Here is an 18,206-nt window from a genome sequence, read left to right on the forward strand (position 1 = left end):
GGGGTACCGGTGGTGACATGCCGGAGCTACCGGACGTCGAGGGGTTCAGCCGGGTGCTGGGCCGCGCGGGTGGCCGGAAGGTCGAGGACGTCGAGGTTCTCGACGCCGGCGTGCTGCGCGACACCACCGGCCCGGAGGTGCGCGACGCGGTGACCGGCAGCGCCTTCGGCGCGCCATGCCGGCATGGGAAATGGCTGGTGGCGCCGCTGCACGCCCCCGGTCGGCGACACCGCAAGGACGAACCGAGCATAGTCTTCCACTTCGGCATGACCGGCGCCTTGATCTGGTCTCCGGACGAGGGGGAGGAGCGGCATCGGCACGATCGGCTGATCTTCGCCACCGACGACGGCGAGCTGCGCTTCCGTGACATGCGCAAACTACAGGGTGTGCGATTGATGCAGGACGACGGCGACGTCGACGAGTTGCTCGCCGACAGCGGGCCGGACGCCGCGTCGATCGACCGCGACGAGCTGACCGAGCGGCTGGGCGCGAGCCGTCGGCGTCTCAAGCCGGCCCTGATCGACCAGAGCGTCGTCGCGGGGTTGGGCAACCTGCTCGCGGACGAGATCCTCTGGCAGGCGCGGCTGCATCCGGCCCGCTCGAGCGACGATCTCACGAACGACGAGTGGCGGCGCCTGTTCAGCACCATGCGCTCCGTACTGCGACAGTCGGAGCCGGTCGGCCGGGTGCCGGACCGTCGTTCCTGGTTGACCGGGCGTCGCGACGAGCCGGAAGGAAAGTGTCCGCGATGCCTGACGCGGCTGCGGCACAAACCGGTCGGCGGACGGCGCACCGTCTGGTGCCCGAACTGTCAACCATCCTGACGGGCGCCGCGCGGCGACGAGCCTGATGACGACGGGCCTATGGGCGACGAACCTGACGGCGACGAACCTCACGGCGACGAGCCGCGGCGACAACCCGGGGCGGACACACTGCCTGGCCACGTCGAACGTCGCTCGCGCTCAGAGGTGTGAAACCGCTGATTCTGGTTATGTCCTAGGGCGCCATCTCATTGACTCGGCAAGGAGGCGGTGATGGGCGGTAAGTACAAGGGCAAGCACGCCGCAGGAAACGTGGAGCGTCCCCAGGCCGACTCGGCGCGCGAGACGACCGACGACGAGAAGTTGGAGGAAGCCGGGAAGGACCGGCCCACTCCCAACGATGTCAAACAAGCAGCGGAACGGCTCAAAGACGAGTACCCACCGCGATGACCTGCTGCTCCGCCGGTCGCACCAGTTGCGCCAGTTGCATCGAGCTGCACCGGCTGCACCAGATGCACCGCCTGCGCCGGCTGGGCCGGCTATATCAGCTGCGGCCGGATGCTCCCGCCCCCTTCAGCCTCGAGTGCAGCAGGTAGGCCGAGGCGTCGGTGAGCGAGGCGACCTGGTCGACGATGACACGCAGCCGTGCGGCGTCATCCGGTGCGTGGTCCCAGTCGTCGCGGAAGATGGGCTCCAGCCCTTCCGGCGCGCGGTCGCGTAGCAGGTCGACCAGCTCCTCGACCAGAGCGCGCTGGTCTCCGTACGTTTCGGCGCGGTCGCGTGCGGTCATCACGTAGGTGGCGGCCAGGCCCTTGAGCACACCGACCTCCAACCTCGTCTGGTGCGGGACGCACAGGTCTGCTGCGTACCTGGTCAACCGGCCGCCTCCGTACACGTCGTGCGTCGCACGCTGGGCATGCGCGCTGAACCGGCCGATCAGCTGACTGGTCATGTCCTTCAGGGCGGCAAGCGACGCGCGACGGCCGTCGTACGCGTCCACCCAGAACGAGCTGCTCCGCAGCCGATCGAGTGTGTGCAGGATCTCCTCGAGCGGGGTGTCGGGCAGGTACCAGGACCGGGTGAGCTCGGCGAAGCGTTGCCGCTCTTCCTGCACATCGAGCACTCGCCACGGCTGGAGCCATCCGCCCACGATCGCATCCTCGACGTCGTGCACGCAGTATGCGACGTCGTCGGCGAAGTCCATCACTTGCGCCTCCAGGCATCGGCGCTGGTCGGGCGCGCCGGTGCGCAGCCAGGTGAACACCGCCATGTCGTCCTCGTAGACGCCGAACTTCTTCGGATGCACGGTGCCGCGGCGCCACGGGTACTTGGTGGCGGCGTCCAGGCTGGCGCGGGTGAGGTTGAGCCCTGCCGAGCGACCGTCCGGATGCGATGCCTTGGCTTCCAGGCGGGTGAGAAGCCGAAGCGTCTGGGCGTTGCCCTCGAAACCACCTATGTGCGCGGTGATGGTGTCCAGCGCGTCCTCGCCGTTGTGCCCGAAGGGTGGATGACCGAGGTCGTGCGCGAGGCAGGCCGTATCGACGACGTCCGGGTCGCAGCCGAGCGCTTTGCCCAGCTCGCGTCCCACCTGGGCGACCTCCAGCGAGTGGGTCAGGCGGTTGCGGACGAAGTCGTCGCTGCCCGGCGAGACCACCTGGGTCTTGGCGGCGAGCCGGCGCAGCGACGCCGCGTGCAGCACGCGCGCCCGGTCGCGCTCGAAGTCGGTACGCGTGGAGCGCTTCTCCGGCTCCGGTGCCCACCGCTCACGATCGGCGACGTCATATCCGTCCATCAGTGCTGAGGTTATCCCCTTCGGCGACGCCGCATGCCCGAACCCCGAGCGGCGGAGCGACCCACCGCACGCTCTGACGATGATCCGCCGCACGCTCTGTCACAATGAGCGCTCAGGGGGTGCGCTGCATATGAGCTCTGGACATCGATACGCCGTGATCGGCGCGGGCATCATCGGCTCCGCCGTCGCACGGGCACTGCTCAATCGCGACGAGCGGGCGAAGGTGACAGTCCTGGAGAAAGAACCGACAACCGGGCTGCACCAGACTGGGCGGAACAGCGGCGTCGTCCACGCCGGGCTCTACTACACCCCGGGCTCCGCCAAAGCACGGTTCGCGCGACGGGGCGTGGCGCTGCTCCGCGACTACTGCGAGAAGAACAGTCTTTCATACGACGAGTGCGGGAAGGTGCTGGTCGCCCTGGACGAGCGCGACCGGCAGCGGCTGGATGGCATCCACTCGCGGGCGCAGGCGAACGGGGTGCTCGGGGTGCGGCTGCTGGACGCGACGGAGTTGACCGAGATCGAGCCGTACGTGCGAGGCGTCGCCGGTCTGTACTCGCCGACGACGGCGGTCGCCGATTTCGCAGCAGTGGCCCGGTCGCTGCTCGACGACGCGGTCGCGGCCGGTGCCGAGGTGCACACCGGGGTGGAGGTCACCGGGTTCGACCAGGACTCGTCCGAGGTCCGTGTCGAGATGCGGCAGACGGACGTCGGCGTCAAGCCGGAGCTGACGGCTGCGTTCGACCACGTGATCATCTGTGCTGGGCTGCAGGCCGACCGCCTCGCACGGTTGGCCGGCGACGACGAGTATCCGCGGATCGTGCCGTTCCGCGGCGAGTTCGCACGGCTGCGCACCGAGCGGCGGCACCTGGTGAACGGGCTGATCTACCCGGTTCCCGACCCGCGTTACCCGTTCCTGGGTGTGCATCTGACCAAGCGCATCGACGGCGAGGTGCTCATCGGGCCGAACGCGGTGCTGGCGTTGGCCCGCGAAGGCTACCGGCGACGGGACGTCGAGCTGCGTGAGCTGGCCGGGCTACTCGGCTGGCGCGGGTTCCGGCGGTTCGCCCGGCGCAACTGGCGGGTGGGTGTCCAGGAGATGTACGGATCGCTGAGCAAGCGCGCTTTCGTGCGGGGAGCGCGTCGCTATGTCCCGGAGCTTTCCGCTGACGACGTCGTCCCGGCTCCGTCGGGTATCCGTGCGCAGGCGATGGACGCCGACGGCACCCTCGTCGACGACTTCCGGACCAGCCGGCGCGGCCGCATCCTGTGCGTGCGGAACGCGCCGTCGCCGGCCGCCACCGCGTCGCTGGCCATCGCCGAAGACATCGTGGCTGAGCTCCACCCTTAGCTCAGGCAGGTGCGAGTATTTACGCCGGGGGTCTTCCCCGGAACCTTCGCGGGGGCGGCGGACGAGGAGAAGCGGGGGTGGGAGCCGCTTCAATGGGCGACGACCGGCGGTTCCACTGGAGGACGACCTGGCGCGTGGCATTGCAGTATTCGCTGGACACGACTCGCCATGGAGTGTCATTACCTAAATGTGCCTACCACCTGCGTGGTGGAACGGAAGTTGACGCTCTCCAGTCAGAGCTGCGTCACTCCAGCATCCTGCAGGTGAAAGAGTAGGGCTTATAGATATTTCCGCCGGGCTCGCATTCGTAGCCGCTAAACCCACACCTGACCCATCATGTGGACGCGACAGGGCTTGTCGTGTCATGATTCAAGAGTGCCGACCACCCGCGTGGTGGAACGGAAGTTGAGGCCGGGACCCCCGCCGGAGGACGGGACCCGGCCTTCGCGCTTCGCGAAGCCATTCATCGGATTTTGACCTCGATCTGCTCGGTCAGAGATGCTAGCGGCTCGAACCACTCGGGGTTGCCGTTGTGCTTCGCGTTTGCCGCGCCAGCGACCGCATCGGCAGCCCAGAGCATGGGCTCATCACGTGGAAGAGCGAACTCAAGCCTGATATCTGAGGTCACCGTGCGCGCACCGCGCAGGTGCTTGACCATCTTCACGTCCTTCCGGTTCAGGGACTGGGTACGGCTTTCCATCCACACGCAGCTCACGCTCAAGGTGTCTAGACGATGGAGAAGCTGCTCGAAGCAGAGCCGCCTGGCTCGTTCTTGGCGAGTGCCATCGACGTGGGTCCCGACTATAACGAGGCACGTTACGTCGGCCGCGCTGAGCGCAGCCGCGATCTTGTGACGACGGTCGGCGTTCTCATCCCTCCAGTGCAGGCGACCGTGTTTGCGAACGAGCATGGCGCGCATGGCGTCACGTGTTGACTCGCACTCCGATGAATCTGCGATGACGGCTGCAAGAATGTAGAACCCACCCGCGGGCAGGACGCGGATTGACTCGTCGACCCATGCATGCCATGCGGGAGCATCAGGTAGCATCAGGGAGTCATCGTCGTTCATAAGGCCATGGTGCCAGCCACCACTGACAATACAACGCATTAATGCGCTCCAAGGAGCGGTGCAACGTAGTCAGAGGAAAATAAGGGTTAACCGCAGCCGTCGAATTCATACATACTAGAGCTGTGCCGCCACCCGTTCGGCGGAACGGAAGTTGAGGCCGGGGAACCCCGTCGGACGATGGGACCCGGCCCTTCGCGCTGTGTCGACGCTGTGTGGCTGGCCATAGCGACTGGTCAGGGAGGCGCCGCGTAGGCGCGGCAGCGTCGCGAGCGCCCGCGGTGAGACCGTCGATGCCGCCGACGCGTGGTGCGCTCAGACGTTGAGCTCGGGGAGTTGCTGTTCGAGCTCGAGGAGCGGTCGGAATAGCTTGGCGCGATCGTCGAGCTGCGCCAGGACCTGGCCGGCTTCCAATCGCAGGCTATCCTCGTCGGCGTCGCCACCGGCCACGGCCTCGACCTCGTCCCAGGTCAGCGGAACCGAGACGGTAGGCCGAGATCGCGCCCGTAGCGAGAACGGCGCCACCGTCGTCTTGTGGGCCGTGTTCTGGCTCCAGTCGACGAACACTTTGCCCTTGCGGCGCGCCTTCGTCATGCGGGAGACGACGTCGCCGGGGTTCTCGTGCTCGGCCAGTTGAGCGACGGCGTGCGCGAAGGGTTTGGTCTCGTCATAGGTGACCTGCGTGTTCAGCGGCACAGCCAGATGCAGCCCCTTCGACCCGGACGATTTCACCAGCGCCTTCAGACCGACGTGGTTGAGCACGTCGCGCACCCAGACGGCCACCTTGGCGCATCCGGCCAGCCCGACGCCCTCGCCAGGGTCCAGATCGAAGACGATGAACGTCGGCCGCTCCACATCCTCGGCACGGGCCAGCATGGTGTGCAGTTCCAAGTCCGCCAGGTTGGCCACCCACACCAACGTCGGCAGGTCATTGACCAGGCAGTACTCCACCTCGCGGTTGTTGCTCTCGCTCCAGATCGGTGCGGTGGACACCCAGTCCGGGCGGTGCGACGGGCATTGCTTCTCGTAGAAGCTCTCGCCGTCGACGCCGTCCGGGTAACGCTTCATGGTCAGCGGGCGGTCGCGCAGGTGGGGGAGGAGCGCTGGGGCGACCTCGTGGTAATACGCGATGACGTCGCCCTTCGTCATCCCGGTCTCCGGGTAGAAGACCTTGCCCAGGTTGGACAGCTTCAGCTTCTTGCCCTCGACCTGCACCCGGCCCTCGGTCATCTCGTCGGCGCCGTTACCGTCGTCGCCGTCGCGTCCGCGATCTGCCTTGCTGGACCCGCGTTTGCCGCCGTCTCCGTCGTCGGAGCCACGCTTCTCGCGTCGTCGACCGTCGTCGCGGTCATCGTCCGCGGAGACACCGGCAGGGGCGTCGTCGGCGGGATTCTGGGTCGCCTCGGGCGGCGCCGCCGTCTCTTCGCGGAAGACCTCGTGGGCGGGCTTGTCGTCGCGCAAACCGACATATGCCGGCTGCCGCAGCGTGCGCGACGCCGTCCACTCCCGGAACTCCACCTCGCAGACCAGTTCCGGGTCGACGAATACCGTGTCCTTGGTCTGCGGTTGCCGGCCGGTGAACGGACTGTCCTTGCGACGCAGCGGATCCAGCCGTTCGCGCAGCATCCGCAGCGTCTTGGCGTCGAATCCGGTGCCGACCTTTCCGGCGTAGCGCAGTTTCGGTCCGTCGCCGTCGTCCTGATCCTCGTAGTAGCCGACCAGCAGCGCGCCGAGGTCACCCTGGCGCTGACCTTGCCCGGACGTCCAGCCGCCGATCACCGCCTCTTGCCGATACACGTTCTTCACCTTCAACCAGTCCCGGCTTCGCCGCCCGGGCTGGTACCGGCTGTCCAGCCGCTTGGCGATGACGCCCTCGATGCCGCGCTCCCGCGTCGCCGCCAGCAGCGCGGCACCGTCCTCGCGGTGGTAGCCGGGAACGCTCCAGCTCTTGCCGTCCAGTTCCAGCGCTTCCAGCTCGCGTCGTCGTTCCTCGTAGCTCAGCGGCAGCAGCGACCGTCCGTCGAGGTAGAGCAGATCGAAGATGATGTACGTCACCGGAATCTCGCGCTGACGCTGACGAACCTTCGCCTCGGCGAGGTTGATCCGCGGCTGGAGTCTCTCGAAGCTGGGCCGGCCCTCGTCGAACGCGACCAGCTCGCCGTCGAGGATGACCCGGTGTGATCCCAGCTGGCGCATGAGCGGGCCGATCTCCGGATACTGCCCGGTGATGTCCCGGCCGTTGCGGTTCACGAGGCGCAACTTGCCCACCTCGCCGTAGGCGAGCGCGCGGACGCCGTCCCATTTGACCTCGAAGCCCCAACCCTCCTGATCCGGCGGCAGTTCGGAGAGCGTGGCGAGCATCGGCTCGATGTTGTCCGGCATCGGGTCCCGGCCGGCCTCGGGCGGATCCATCCGGTGGATCAGCCAGTTCTTCGCGTCGTCGCCGTGGCCGGTCTGGAACAGCGCGAACTTGCCGGTCGCCCGCTTGCCGTGCAGTCTCATGATGACTTCGTCGTCGCGGAATTTCTCCGCCTCGTAGGTCCCGGTGTCCCAGACGGTCATCGATCCGCCGCCGTACTCGCCAGCCGGGATGTCGCCTTCGAAGGTCAGGTATTCCAGCGGGTGGTCCTCGGTGTGCACCGCCAGCCGGTTGTGCTTGGGGTCGTCCGGCAGCCCGCGTGGCAGCGCCCAGGAGACCAGGACGCCGTCGTGCTCCAGCCTCAAGTCCCAGTGCAGCCGCCGGGCGTGGTGCTCCTGGATGACGAAGCGGTTCCCGGCCGGCTCGGCTGCGTCGTCGCCTTGTGGTTCCGGCGTCTGATCGAACGAGCGCTTCTTCCGGTACTCGCGGAGCTTCTCGGATCCGGCCATGGAACTAGGATGCCTTCTTGCCGCTCTGCTTGCCCTTCCCGCCGCTCTTCGAGCCGGCCTTGGACCGGGACCCACTCTTCGAACCGCCGCTCGATCTGCCCTTCGATGTGCCGCCGGAGCCGCTCTTCGATCCACCGCTCGACGTGCTCTTAGATCCACCGCCGGAGGCGCTCTTCGAGCCGCGTGCCTGTTCGATACTGCGTTCCAGGGCGGCCACCAGGTCGACGACGTTGTCCTCCGGCTCCTCCGGCTCGGCGACTTCGACCTCCTCGCCCTTGGCCTTCTGCTCGATCAGCTTGAGCACCTGTTCCCGATAGGTGTCGTGGTAGTTCTCGGGCTTCCACGACGTGCTCAGCTGCTCGATGAGCTTGACGGCGGTGTCGAACTCGCGCTGCGGGAGCTCTTGTTGCCCGGGCAGGATGTCGGCGACCTCGTGCGGATCCCGGATCTCGTCGGCGAAGAACATGGTGTTGAGCACTAAGACGTCGCCCTCGGCGCGGATCGTGGCTAGATACTCCTTGTTCCGCATCACCAGCTTGGCGATGCCGGCCAGGCCGGACTCCTTCATGGCGTCGCGGAGCAGCGCATATGCGTGCGCCTGCTCCTCGCTGCGCGGTGCGAGGTAGTAACTGCGCTGGTAGTAGATCGGGTCGATCTCGGCGAGTTCGACGAAGTCGTCGATGGTAATGGTGCGAGACGTCTCCGGCTGGACGGCTTCGAGCTCTTCTTGTGTCACGATGACGTGGTCGCCGCTGTCCGTTTCGTACCCCTTGGTGATGTCGTCGTACTTGACCTCGCGGTCGGTACCTTCGGCCACGCGCTTGTTGCGGACGCGCTTGCCGGTCCCCTCTTCGAACTGGTGGAACGACACGTCGCGGTTCTCGGTCGCCGAGTACAGGCCGACGCCGATGTTCACCAGCCCGAAGCTGATCGTCCCGGTCCACACTGGCCGTGCCATATGGTCCAGTTACCCGATTCGCACGCGCCGCATGCTGGAGCCCGCCCGCGTGGCGGCCGCTGCCGTCGTCCCTATGCGCAGGTAACTCGGCGATTTCTCCGAATGCCCGGCACACCCGTGGGTACAGCAGGCGTAAGCGCAATGTACAACTCAACCAGATGAGGGAGACGAGTCATGGCACAGAAGGTCAGTGAGGTCATGACAGGTGGGCCGGTGACCGCGGACGTCAGCACATCGGTCCAGCAAGTGGCACAGATGATGCGGGATCAGGGCATCGGTGATGTGGTCGTCACGGACGAGAACGGGGTCTGCGGCTTGGTCACCGATCGTGACATCGTCGTCCGGGGCCTCGCGGTCAACGGGGATCCGACGCGGATGACGGTCGGCGACATCTGCAGCCGGAACCTGGTGGCGGTGAACGCCGACGACGACATCGACGAAGCGGTCCGCATCATGCGGGAGCACGCGGTACGTCGGCTGCCCGTTACCCGTGACCAGCAGCTTGTGGGCATGGTGTCGATCGGGGACCTGGCGGTCGATCAGGACCGTCGGTCGGCCCTGGCGGACATCAGCGCCGCTCCGCCGAACACCTGATCACCCAGCTGCTCTCCACTATCCACCCACCCGTCCTAAATGATCATGTGAAGTGGGTTTTCTCGTGCACCACCAGGTCTGCAGACCTGTTGGAGCACGAGAAAACCCACTTCACATGATCATTTAGGAGTCGCCGGTGGGTTGGATGGTGCCGCAGGCGATGCGGTCGCCGGCGTCGCCGGTGTCCAGGGTGTCCTGGTCGGCTTCTCCGTACCGCTGCGGGATGTTCGCCTGGTTGTCGGGCTGCTCATGCACGATGACGGCCGCCCCGGCCTCGGTCAGGTCATCCAGCCGGAACCGATCGGTGACCACCGCACTCTCCGCGCTGCCATCGGTCTTGACCAGCAGCGGGGGAAGGTCGCCGGCATGCTCCGGGTGGTTCTCGTCGCCGGCGGTGTAGTGCCCGCCAGCACTCGTGAATGCACCCTCCGGGGCGTCGGCGTCGCACATCGGCGACTCGTGGATATGGAAGCCCTTGTAGCCAGGTTCCATATCCCAGAAGCGAGCCTCGACGACGGTTCCGGACTCGTGCTGCGCCAGCAACACCTGCCCGATCTCGGATCCGCCCACATCGACCACGGCGACCTGGACCACGCCTTCCGCGGTCGCGTCATCGATGATCTCGGCGACGCTCGTGTCGCCACCATGGCCGTCCGTGTCGTCCGACGTGCCCGGCGTGTCGCTGGGGGACTCGGCACAGGCCGCCACCGCCACCAGCGACATCACCATCAGCGGCAGTGCCCAGGGACGCCATTGCATACTCCCACCCCTTCGGCTCGGCGATATGCACACGTCCGTACCCGGAGCGTTGCGTCCGTAACCCGTGCAAGCTCCCGAATCGACTTCGATGCAGCGTGTGATCCGGTCGCTCGCGGGTATCCAGCGGGTGTGAGCGAATGACAGAGAGGTGTGGTGTGATGTCCATCCTTCGGCGCCTTGCGAGCGTCCCTTGGTGGGCGTGGATGCCGCTGCTCGTGGTCGGGTTCGCGATCATGGTCATCGGGGCCGGATGGTTCCCTCTGTTCGCGATCGCCTTGGGCTGGGCGCTCGTCACCTTGTTGCGCCGGTGGCCACCCGAGGCGGAGAACGCCGACACGAGCGCATCCCCAGACGGCGGCGTCGACGTCAATGTCAACGTCATGACCGGTCAGCGGCAGGAGACCACCGAGACCATGGTGGCCCGCATGTCGGACGAGCAGCTCTACGCATTATGGGCGCAGACCAGCCAGGATCTGCGGCACAAGTACCTGCCGGCGAGCATTCTCTCGCACGCGCAGCTCCGTGAGGCGCTACTGGAGGAGATGACTCGTCGGCATCCGGACGTGATCGGACGCTGGCTCGCCGACCGGCCTGATCAGCGCGATCCCCGGACATACCTGGGGCAGGGGTGAAAACGAGCTGAACACGAACGGTGACGGCCAGGAGCGATCGACGGCCGCCGAAGCCGCCGAAGCCGCCGACGCAGCGGGGCATGCTGCCCAGCTAGAGGGGCATGCAGCCGCGGCAGAAGGGCCTGAGCCGTCGCCGGTCGACCCCGGCGACAACCTGGTGTCGCGCCTGTATCGGCGCGCGCAGACGACGCCGTCCAGTCCTGCGCTCGCCGTTCCGGACGAGGACGGCTGGCACGAGTTGTCGTGCGCGGAACTGGCCGATCTGGTGAGTTCCGCCGCCACCGGCCTGGTCGGGCTGGGAGTGGCCGCCGGTGACCGGGTCGCGCTGATGAGCGAGACCCGCGTGGAGTGGGCGGTGAGCGATCTGGCGATCCTCTCCGCGGGAGCGGTGACCGTGCCGCTGTACGAGACCAGCTCGGTGGAGCAGTGCCGGGCGATCCTGGAGGACTCCGGATGCCGGCTCGCCCTCACCGATCAGGCGGCCACCGCTGAACGAATCCGCTCCGCAGGCGACGTCGACGTGCTGGTCTTCGACGACGGCGGGCTCGACCACCTGCGCGATGCCGGCGGAGCGGACGACGGTGCAGCGGGCGACGGCGGAGCGGACCACGGCGCCGAGGCCGATCGCCGTGCGGAGGCGCTCGCCCCCGACGACGTCGCGACGGTGGTCTACACATCGGGGACGACCGGGCGGCCCAAGGGCTGTGTGCTCACGCACCGCAACCTTGCCTGGACGACCACGCAGGTCCGTCGCCACCTGGATGCGGTCCTGTCCGACGACGGTTCGCTGCTGCAACTGTTGCCGTTGGCGCACATCTTCGCCCGGTTGATCCACTATGTCTGCCTGGACAGCGGGGTGACGGTGGGGTTCGCCCGCGACACGCGGGACCCGCGGGGCGACGTGCGCGCATACCGGCCCAGCCTGTTCGTCGGGGTGCCGCGCGCATTCGAGAAGGTGTACGAAGCGGCTCGGGCGCAGGCCGAAGGCCCGGTGCGGCGGCGGATCTTCGCCGCGGCCGAGTCCGCCGCGCGAGACTGGTCCACCGCCGGTGGACGACCGGGCGTGCCCCTGCGCGCTCGGCACCTGCTCGCGGATCGGTTGGTGTTCCGCCGGCTGCGGGAGGCGATGGGCGGCCGGGTGCGTCACGCCGTCTCCGGTGGGGCACCACTGGCCGAGGACGTGGTGCACTTCTTCCGCGGGGCCGGGCTCCCGATCCTGGAAGGGTACGGCCTCACCGAAACCACCGGTCCGGCCACCGCCAACGCTCCCGAGGCGACCCGGGTGGGCTCGGTGGGAACGCCGTTGCCCGGGGTCGGCGTCCGCATTGCCGACGGCGAGATCCTCGTCAGGGGCGGCAACGTGTTCCAGCGCTACCACCACGAGGACGCACGCGGCGACGATTTCGACGGGGAGTGGTTCCACACCGGGGATCTGGGTGAGCTCGACTCCGACGGATTCCTCTACGTCACCGACCGGAAGAAAGAACTGATCACCACGGCGGCCGGCAAGAACGTGGCGCCTGCCCCGCTGGAGAACCGCGCCAATCGGCACCCGCTCGTGTCGCAGACGATGGTCGTCGGGGACCGGCGGCGTTTCGTCGCCGCGCTGGTCACTCTCGACGAGCAGGAGTTGAGCCGGTTCGCTGAGGAGCATGGGGTCGATCTCGACGACAGGAGTCCTAACGACGACGAGACGGTCCGGGCAGAGGTGCAGAAAGCCATCGACGCCGCCAACGAACTGGTGGCCCGCTCCGAGTCGATCCGTGAGTTCGCGATCGTCGACCGCGAGTTCACCGAGGAAGCGGGGGAACTGACGCCGACGCTGAAGCTCCGCCGCCGGGACGTCGCGGAACACTTCGCCGACGTGATCGAGTCGATCTACGCGTGACCGCTGCCGACTCGCATCCGGCTACGCCACCCCGATGCCGCGTTCGCGCAAGTCCCGGCGGTGCGCTTCGAGCGTCATGAGTTCGCCGAAGAGCCGGTTGTACACCTCGACCTCGGCGGACGGATCGGTCCGCTGCAGCCGCGCCTTCAGCGCTACCAGCCGTCGCGAGACCCACACCTCGGTCAGCCGGAGCACGATCGACTCGGCGTAGCGGGGCATGCTCGCGTCGTCGGTGGGGATGGTCTCCATGGCGAGCTCGGACAGCACGTGCCGGGTGACGTCGTCCTTCGCTGCGGCGAGCAACGCGTCCATCCAGGCCGCACCACCGCCTTGGGTGGCGCACCCGCCGGCCTGCGCGATCGCCTCCCGTGCGGCGCGGAAGACGGGCGAAAGGAACGCCTCCGGTTCGATCGCGTCGAAGGCCGGTCCGGCGAACGCGGGACGCTGCACGGCGACGCGCAGCACCTCCCGCTCGAGCGCCAGCGTCTGCGGATCGACATTGCCGTGGCTGGGCACGCTGAGCGCCTGCTGGTCGGCCGGTGCCGTGGCGCCGTTGCCGGCGGGCGAGCGGCGCGGGCCGCGATCCGGGGCTCCGGCGGCGCCACGCACCCGGCGGACGACGGACATCTCGTCGGGGGCACCGACCCAGCCGGCCACCCGTCGCGCGTACTCGTCCCGCAGCGCACGGTCGCGGATACGGGCCACCAGCGGAACGGCCTTCTCCAGCGCGCGCGTCCGTCCCTCCGGGTGGTCGAGGTCGAAGTCGTCCACCAGGCTGCGGATGGCGAACTCGAACAGCGGCCGGTGCCGGGCGATCAGCTCGCGGACCGCCGCGTCGCCGGATTTCAGCCGCAGATCACACGGGTCCATCCCGTTCGGCTCGATGGCGACGTAGGTCTGCCCGACGAAGCGCTGGTCGCCCTCGAACGCACGCATCGCCGCCTTCTTGCCGGCCTCGTCGCCGTCGAAGGTGAAGATGACCTGGCCGCGGTACTCGTCCTGGTCCCGTAGCAGCCGACGCAGGATCCGGGTGTGGTCTTCGCCGAACGCGGTTCCGCAAGTGGCCACGGCCGTCGTCACCCCGGCCAGGTGACAGGCCATCACGTCGGTGTATCCCTCGACCACCACGGCCTGAGCGCTGCGCGCGATGTCCCGCTTGGCGAAGGTGACGCCGTAGAGCAGGTGGCTTTTCTTGTAAATGACCGTCTCAGGGGTGTTGAGGTATTTCGCCTCGATCCGGTCGTCGTCGTACAGTCGGCGGGCGCCGAACCCGACGACGTCGCCCAGCAGGTCGTGGATGGGCCAGATGAGCCGGCCGCGGAAGCGGTCGTACGGCGTGCTCCGGCCTTGGGCGACCAGTCCGGCGGCGATCAGCTCGGCGTCGCTGAAGCCTTTCTGCCGCAGGTGTTTGCGCAGCGCCTCGCCCTCCTTGGGGGCGTATCCGACGCCGAACTGCTCGGCCGCAGCGCGGTCGAACCCACGCTCGTCGAGGAACTGCCGCCCGGGTACGGCCTCGGGTGAGGACGCCAGCATGTCGGCGTAGTACTCGGCGGCCAGCCGGTGTGCCTCGATCAGGCGCGTGCGCTGTTCCCGGTTCTGCCTCGGTCCGGTGCTTGAGCCGCGGCCGGTGTCCTCGTAGCGCAGCTGGATGCCGACCTTGTCCGCGAGCCGCTCGACCGCCTCGGCGAACGAGAGCTGCTCGTGCTTCTGCAGGAACGAGATGACGTCGCCGCCCTCCCCGCAACCGAAGCAGTGGAAGAGGTTGACCTGCGGACGGACGTTGAACGACGGCGTCTTCTCGTCGTGAAACGGGCACAGGCCTTTGAGCGAGCCTCCACCGGCCGGGCGGAGCGTGACGTACTGGGAGACGATGTCATCGATGCGGGCACGCTCGCGGACTGCGGCGATGTCTTCGTCACGGATGCGGGCCACGCGGCCGAGTCTAGTCAACCTCGATGGCAGCTCTGTCACGCGTGGCGGCGTGAATCTCGGCCGCGTTTCGGAGGGCCGTGCGCGTCGGCCGTAACGTCCGCCGATGACTGTTCATTCTCTCGACGTTGTCCATACCCTGGCCTCGATAATGTCGCGAGGTACACGCGTCGCCGAGCCGGTTTCAACTCACCAGGAGACCGGCGGCGAGCGCGAACATGACGACGGCGATGCTGCCGTCCAGCACCCGCCAGGACGCCGGCCGGGCGAAGAGTGAGCTCAGCGCCCGGGCGCCGTAGCCGAGGGCGACGAACCACGTGACGCTGGCGCACGAGGCCCCGATGACGAACAGCCAGCGGCCGTCGTCGCCGTGCTGATTGCCGAGTGAGCCGAGGACCACCACGGTGTCCAGGTAGACGTGCGGGTTGAGGAACGTGAACCCGAGGCAGGTGAGCAGTACCGCGGTCCGGGTGCTCGGCGCGAGTTCGCTGGCGGCCATCCCATGCGGATTCATCGCCCGCCGCGCTGCGAACGCGCCGTAGACCGCCAGGAAGGCGGCGCCGCCGTACCTGGCGACCTCGGCCGCGGCGGGGTAGGCGGTCAGCAGCGTTCCCAGGCCCGCGACACCGGCCGTGATGAGCAGGGCGTCGGCCGCCGCGCAGAGCGCCACCACGGCCAGCACGTGTTCCCGGCGCAGCCCTTGACGGAGAACGAACGCGTTCTGCGCCCCGATGGCGACGATCAACGTGAGGCCGGTGACGAATCCGGTTCCGAGGCTGGTCAGCACGGTTACAGAGGCTAGGTGCGCAGTGAAGATAAGACCAGCTAATCTTTCTTCACTTGAGTTAGAGTTGCTTCATTATGGCTATTGACCTGGCGAATCTGGCGGCGTTTGCGGCCGTCGTCGATGAGGGCAGTTTCGAGCTCGCCGCACGCCGCCTGCATGTCACGCCGTCGGCGGTGAGCCAGCGCGTCAAGGCGCTGGAGTCGCGCATGGGGCGGATCCTGGTGCGGCGCACCCGGCCCTGCCGCCCCACCGACGCCGGGGAAGTGCTGGTCCGGCTGGCCGGCCAGATCGCGCTGCTGGAGGACGAGGCGGTCGCCGAGGTGGCCGGTGAGATTCCCGGTGACGCGGACGATGCCGGCCGCGACGACGGCGCCCTCGCCGGCCGGCGGCCGCTGCGGATGCCGGTGGCGGTGAACGCGGACTCACTGGCCACGTGGTTCCTGCCGGCGCTGGCGACGCTGGCGGAAAGACACTGGGTGTCCTTCGACATCCGGCAGGAAGATCAGGACCATTCGGTGGCGCTTCTCCGGGACGGCTCGGTGATGGCCGCGGTCACCGCGGAGGCGCGAGCGGTGCAGGGCTGCCGGGTGGAGGAGCTGGGAGCGATGCGCTATGTGGCCGTCGCCTCACCGGCGTTCCGCCGCCGGTACTTCGAGCGGGAGGAACGGCCCGGAGCCGGGTTGGCCGGAGGGTTCGAATCGGCGCCGATGCTCGTGTTCAACCGCAAGGATGCGTTGCAGGAACGGTTCGCGACCATGGTGTGCGGCCGGCGGGTGGATCCGCCGAGGACGTACCTGCCGTCGTCGCGTGGGTTCGCCGACGCGGCCCGGCTCGGGCTGGCGTGGGGGATGGTGCCCGAACAGATGGCTGCGCAGGCCCTCGCCGCCGGTGAGCTGGTGGAGATCGTCGAGGGGCGGTGGCTGGACGTCCCGCTGTTCTGGCAGCGGTGGCGGCTGGAATCGCAAGGGCTGGCGGCGCTCACCGCCGCGGTGCGAGCGGCGGCGGCGAGCGCGTTGTACCGGTCCTGATCAGCCGGCCGCCGGGCGCTGGTCGAAGACGTGGATGGTGTTGCCCGCCGGATCGGTGAACGTCGCGCCGCGACCGTCCGGAAGGTCGAACACGTCGCCGACCCAGGTGATGTTCGGGTGTTCCTTGACGAACGTGTCGACGTCGGGAACCTCGCAGAACATCCCGGACTTCCAGCCGGGGCCGCCGTCCGGCGGGACGTCGAGCATGAGCTGCACCGGGGAGCCCGGCAGATCGAACGCGACGGTGCTCTCGCCTTCCCGCCAGGACTCGTCCAGGCCGAGCTCGTCCCGGTAGAAGGCCAGTGCGGCCGGCAGATCGTCGACCGCTTGATAGATGAACGTCAGCTTCATGGACGACGAGCGTAATTCGATTACGGAACCCCGTCAACCGGTTATGCTAGAGCCGGTGTTGATCGGTATCTGAGCCGAGTGCCGAGTAGGTCGCAGCCCGGCGACGACGCTTCGCGGAGGCGACCGTCCGGAACGGAGGAAGAGATGCGAGAGTGGATCCCGGTTCCAGGTTCGGCCAAGGCGCGCCTGATCGAAGCGGCGTTGTACGAGTTCGAGCGCACCGGCTACGAGGGATGCAACGTGAGCGACCTCGCGGCCAAGGCCGGAGTCACCACCGGTTCGCTCTATCACCACTTCGGCTCCAAGCTCGGGCTGTACACCGTGGTGCGCGGCGACATGGAGAAGCGGATCACCGATCGGATGGAGGGCGCCGCGGCGGCGGTGACGGACGGGATCGGCGCCCGGGCCGCGCTGCTGGTCGCATTCGATGCGGCCGTTCGGTTCGACGCGTGCCGCCTGCTGGGTGAACCGGCGCCGCTCGACACGGCCGATCCGGTCGAGGCCACCATCCGGGCGTTGCTCCCCGATCACCTGCGCGTCGCGGGGGTGGTGCTGGCGGCCGCCTGGCGTGCGGCCCTGCTCAGCGTCGCGGATGGTGCGCCGGCGGAGTCGGCCCGCGGCGCCCTCGAATACGTCCTGCAAGAGTGAGCCGGCGCCCCGGCGGCGAGCGTGCCCGACCGGGGCCGTGGCAGGATCGGCGGATGGCGAGAGCGCAAGAGTACATCTCCCTGTCCGGGACCGGCGCTGCGCTCGCGGAGCTGGCCGCGCGGGCGCACCGTCCAGGCCGCCGCCGGCTGATCGGCGTCGCCGGCGTCCCCGGTGCTGGAAAGTCGACGTTCGCGGTGGCTCTGGCCCGGGCCATCGGTCCTGCGGCGGTGCAGGTGCCGATGGACGGATTCCATCTGGCCGACGTCGAACTCGAGCGGCTCGGCCGGCGGGATCGCAAGGGCGCGCCCGACACGTTCGACGCCTACGGGTACGCGTCGCTGCTGTCCAGGATCCAGGCGCGGCCGTCGCACGTGGTGTACGCCCCCGGGTTCGAGCGGGACCTCGAGCAGCCGATCGCGGCGTCGTTGCCGGTCGGGCCCGAGCCGGAGGTGGTCGTCACGGAAGGCAATTACCTGCTGCTGGACCAGCCGGGGTGGCGAGAGGCGCGTGCGTGCCTGGACGAGGTCTGGTACGTCGAGACCGACGACGAGGTGCGCTCGCAACGGTTGGTCGAGCGGCACATCCGGTTCGGCAAGAGTCCCGACGAGGCGGCCGTGTGGGTACAGGCGGTTGACTCGGAGAATGCTCGATTGGTGGAGAAGACGCGCTTACGCGCCGATCTTCGGATCGATCTCTCTGCTTTCCAGCTCTGATCCGCGCTCCGGGTGCCGAATCGTTCAAACCGGTGCCGACCTGCACAGATGGCGACATGTCGGATGCGCCGACCGGGGTCA

17 protein-coding genes are annotated in these 18,206 nt (G+C 68.1%); 9 read left to right on the top strand and 8 right to left on the bottom strand.

All coding sequences use genetic code 11. The features are described 5' to 3' along the window. Nucleotides 1–17: 17 nt before the first annotated feature. Entirely contained in the window at nt 18–824 is an 807-nt protein-coding gene (locus G1H10_RS07280; protein ID WP_163734881.1) for an Fpg/Nei family DNA glycosylase, read from the top strand. 210 nt (nt 825–1,034) lie between these two features. After that, nucleotides 1,035–1,211, top strand: a complete 177-nt coding sequence (locus G1H10_RS07285) for a hypothetical protein (RefSeq protein ID WP_163734884.1) — start codon at nt 1,035–1,037, stop codon at nt 1,209–1,211. 94 nt (nt 1,212–1,305) lie between these two features. Here the strand turns inward: G1H10_RS07285 and G1H10_RS07290 are convergent, their stop codons facing one another. Then, on the bottom strand, nt 1,306–2,553 hold the full coding sequence (locus G1H10_RS07290) for a deoxyguanosinetriphosphate triphosphohydrolase (RefSeq protein WP_163734886.1): 1,248 nt from the start codon (nt 2,551–2,553) through the stop codon (nt 1,306–1,308). A gap of 130 nt (nt 2,554–2,683) precedes the next feature. Between G1H10_RS07290 and lhgD the strand changes: the two genes are divergently transcribed. After that, on the top strand, nt 2,684–3,904 hold the full coding sequence (gene lhgD / locus G1H10_RS07295; RefSeq protein WP_163734889.1) for an L-2-hydroxyglutarate dehydrogenase: 1,221 nt from the start codon (nt 2,684–2,686) through the stop codon (nt 3,902–3,904). A 463-nt stretch (nt 3,905–4,367) separates the two neighbouring features. Here the strand turns inward: lhgD and G1H10_RS07300 are convergent, their stop codons facing one another. The 3 genes from G1H10_RS07300 to ku all read right to left on the bottom strand — a co-directional run bounded on the left by G1H10_RS07300 (nt 4,368) and on the right by ku (nt 8,796). Continuing rightward, entirely contained in the window at nt 4,368–4,973 is a 606-nt protein-coding gene (locus tag G1H10_RS07300; protein WP_163734892.1) for a hypothetical protein, read from the bottom strand. 312 nt (nt 4,974–5,285) lie between these two features. Next, nucleotides 5,286–7,838, bottom strand: a complete 2,553-nt coding sequence (gene ligD, locus G1H10_RS07305) for a DNA ligase D (protein ID WP_163734896.1) — start codon at nt 7,836–7,838, stop codon at nt 5,286–5,288. Nucleotides 7,839–7,842: 4 nt separating this feature from the next. Next, on the bottom strand, nt 7,843–8,796 hold the full coding sequence (gene ku, locus G1H10_RS07310) for a non-homologous end joining protein Ku (RefSeq protein WP_163734899.1): 954 nt from the start codon (nt 8,794–8,796) through the stop codon (nt 7,843–7,845). 174 nt (nt 8,797–8,970) lie between these two features. Between ku and G1H10_RS07315 the strand changes: the two genes are divergently transcribed. Continuing rightward, on the top strand, nt 8,971–9,390 hold the full coding sequence (locus tag G1H10_RS07315) for a CBS domain-containing protein (RefSeq protein WP_163734902.1): 420 nt from the start codon (nt 8,971–8,973) through the stop codon (nt 9,388–9,390). 123 nt (nt 9,391–9,513) lie between these two features. On the opposite strand, the gene G1H10_RS07320 is transcribed toward G1H10_RS07315, so the two are convergent. After that, on the bottom strand, nt 9,514–10,149 hold the full coding sequence (locus G1H10_RS07320; protein WP_163734905.1) for a superoxide dismutase family protein: 636 nt from the start codon (nt 10,147–10,149) through the stop codon (nt 9,514–9,516). 158 nt (nt 10,150–10,307) lie between these two features. On the opposite strand from G1H10_RS07320, the gene G1H10_RS07325 reads away from it, so the two are divergent. Then, entirely contained in the window at nt 10,308–10,781 is a 474-nt protein-coding gene (locus tag G1H10_RS07325; protein WP_163734908.1) for a hypothetical protein, read from the top strand. A 157-nt stretch (nt 10,782–10,938) separates the two neighbouring features. After that, nucleotides 10,939–12,669 (top strand): AMP-dependent synthetase/ligase, encoded by a 1,731-nt coding sequence (locus G1H10_RS07330; protein WP_163734909.1) that lies wholly within the window; start codon nt 10,939–10,941, stop codon nt 12,667–12,669. Between the two features lie 21 nt (nt 12,670–12,690). Here the strand turns inward: G1H10_RS07330 and dnaG are convergent, their stop codons facing one another. Both dnaG and G1H10_RS07340 read right to left on the bottom strand, forming a co-directional pair. Then, nucleotides 12,691–14,601 (bottom strand): DNA primase, encoded by a 1,911-nt coding sequence (dnaG, locus tag G1H10_RS07335; RefSeq protein ID WP_216852996.1) that lies wholly within the window; start codon nt 14,599–14,601, stop codon nt 12,691–12,693. A gap of 181 nt (nt 14,602–14,782) precedes the next feature. Beyond that, the gene (locus G1H10_RS07340) at nt 14,783–15,382 is read right to left on the bottom strand and encodes a LysE/ArgO family amino acid transporter (RefSeq protein WP_163735357.1); all 600 of its coding nucleotides are present in this window, start codon (nt 15,380–15,382) and stop codon (nt 14,783–14,785) included. A 77-nt stretch (nt 15,383–15,459) separates the two neighbouring features. Between G1H10_RS07340 and G1H10_RS07345 the strand changes: the two genes are divergently transcribed. After that, the gene (locus G1H10_RS07345) at nt 15,460–16,413 is read left to right on the top strand and encodes a LysR family transcriptional regulator ArgP (protein WP_163734913.1); all 954 of its coding nucleotides are present in this window, start codon (nt 15,460–15,462) and stop codon (nt 16,411–16,413) included. On the opposite strand, the gene G1H10_RS07350 is transcribed toward G1H10_RS07345, so the two are convergent. After that, nucleotides 16,414–16,764: a VOC family protein gene (locus G1H10_RS07350; protein WP_163734916.1), complete on the bottom strand. Its 351-nt coding sequence runs from the start codon at nt 16,762–16,764 to the stop codon at nt 16,414–16,416. Between the two features lie 144 nt (nt 16,765–16,908). On the opposite strand from G1H10_RS07350, the gene G1H10_RS07355 reads away from it, so the two are divergent. Continuing rightward, nucleotides 16,909–17,412 (top strand): TetR/AcrR family transcriptional regulator, encoded by a 504-nt coding sequence (locus G1H10_RS07355; protein WP_163734918.1) that lies wholly within the window; start codon nt 16,909–16,911, stop codon nt 17,410–17,412. A 53-nt stretch (nt 17,413–17,465) separates the two neighbouring features. Beyond that, nucleotides 17,466–18,125 (top strand): nucleoside/nucleotide kinase family protein, encoded by a 660-nt coding sequence (locus G1H10_RS07360; protein ID WP_163734920.1) that lies wholly within the window; start codon nt 17,466–17,468, stop codon nt 18,123–18,125. Nucleotides 18,126–18,206: the final 81 nt, after the last annotated feature.

Source organism: Phytoactinopolyspora halotolerans, from assembly GCF_010550675.1.
Taxonomy (GTDB): Bacteria; Actinomycetota; Actinomycetes; order Jiangellales; family Jiangellaceae; genus Phytoactinopolyspora; species Phytoactinopolyspora halotolerans.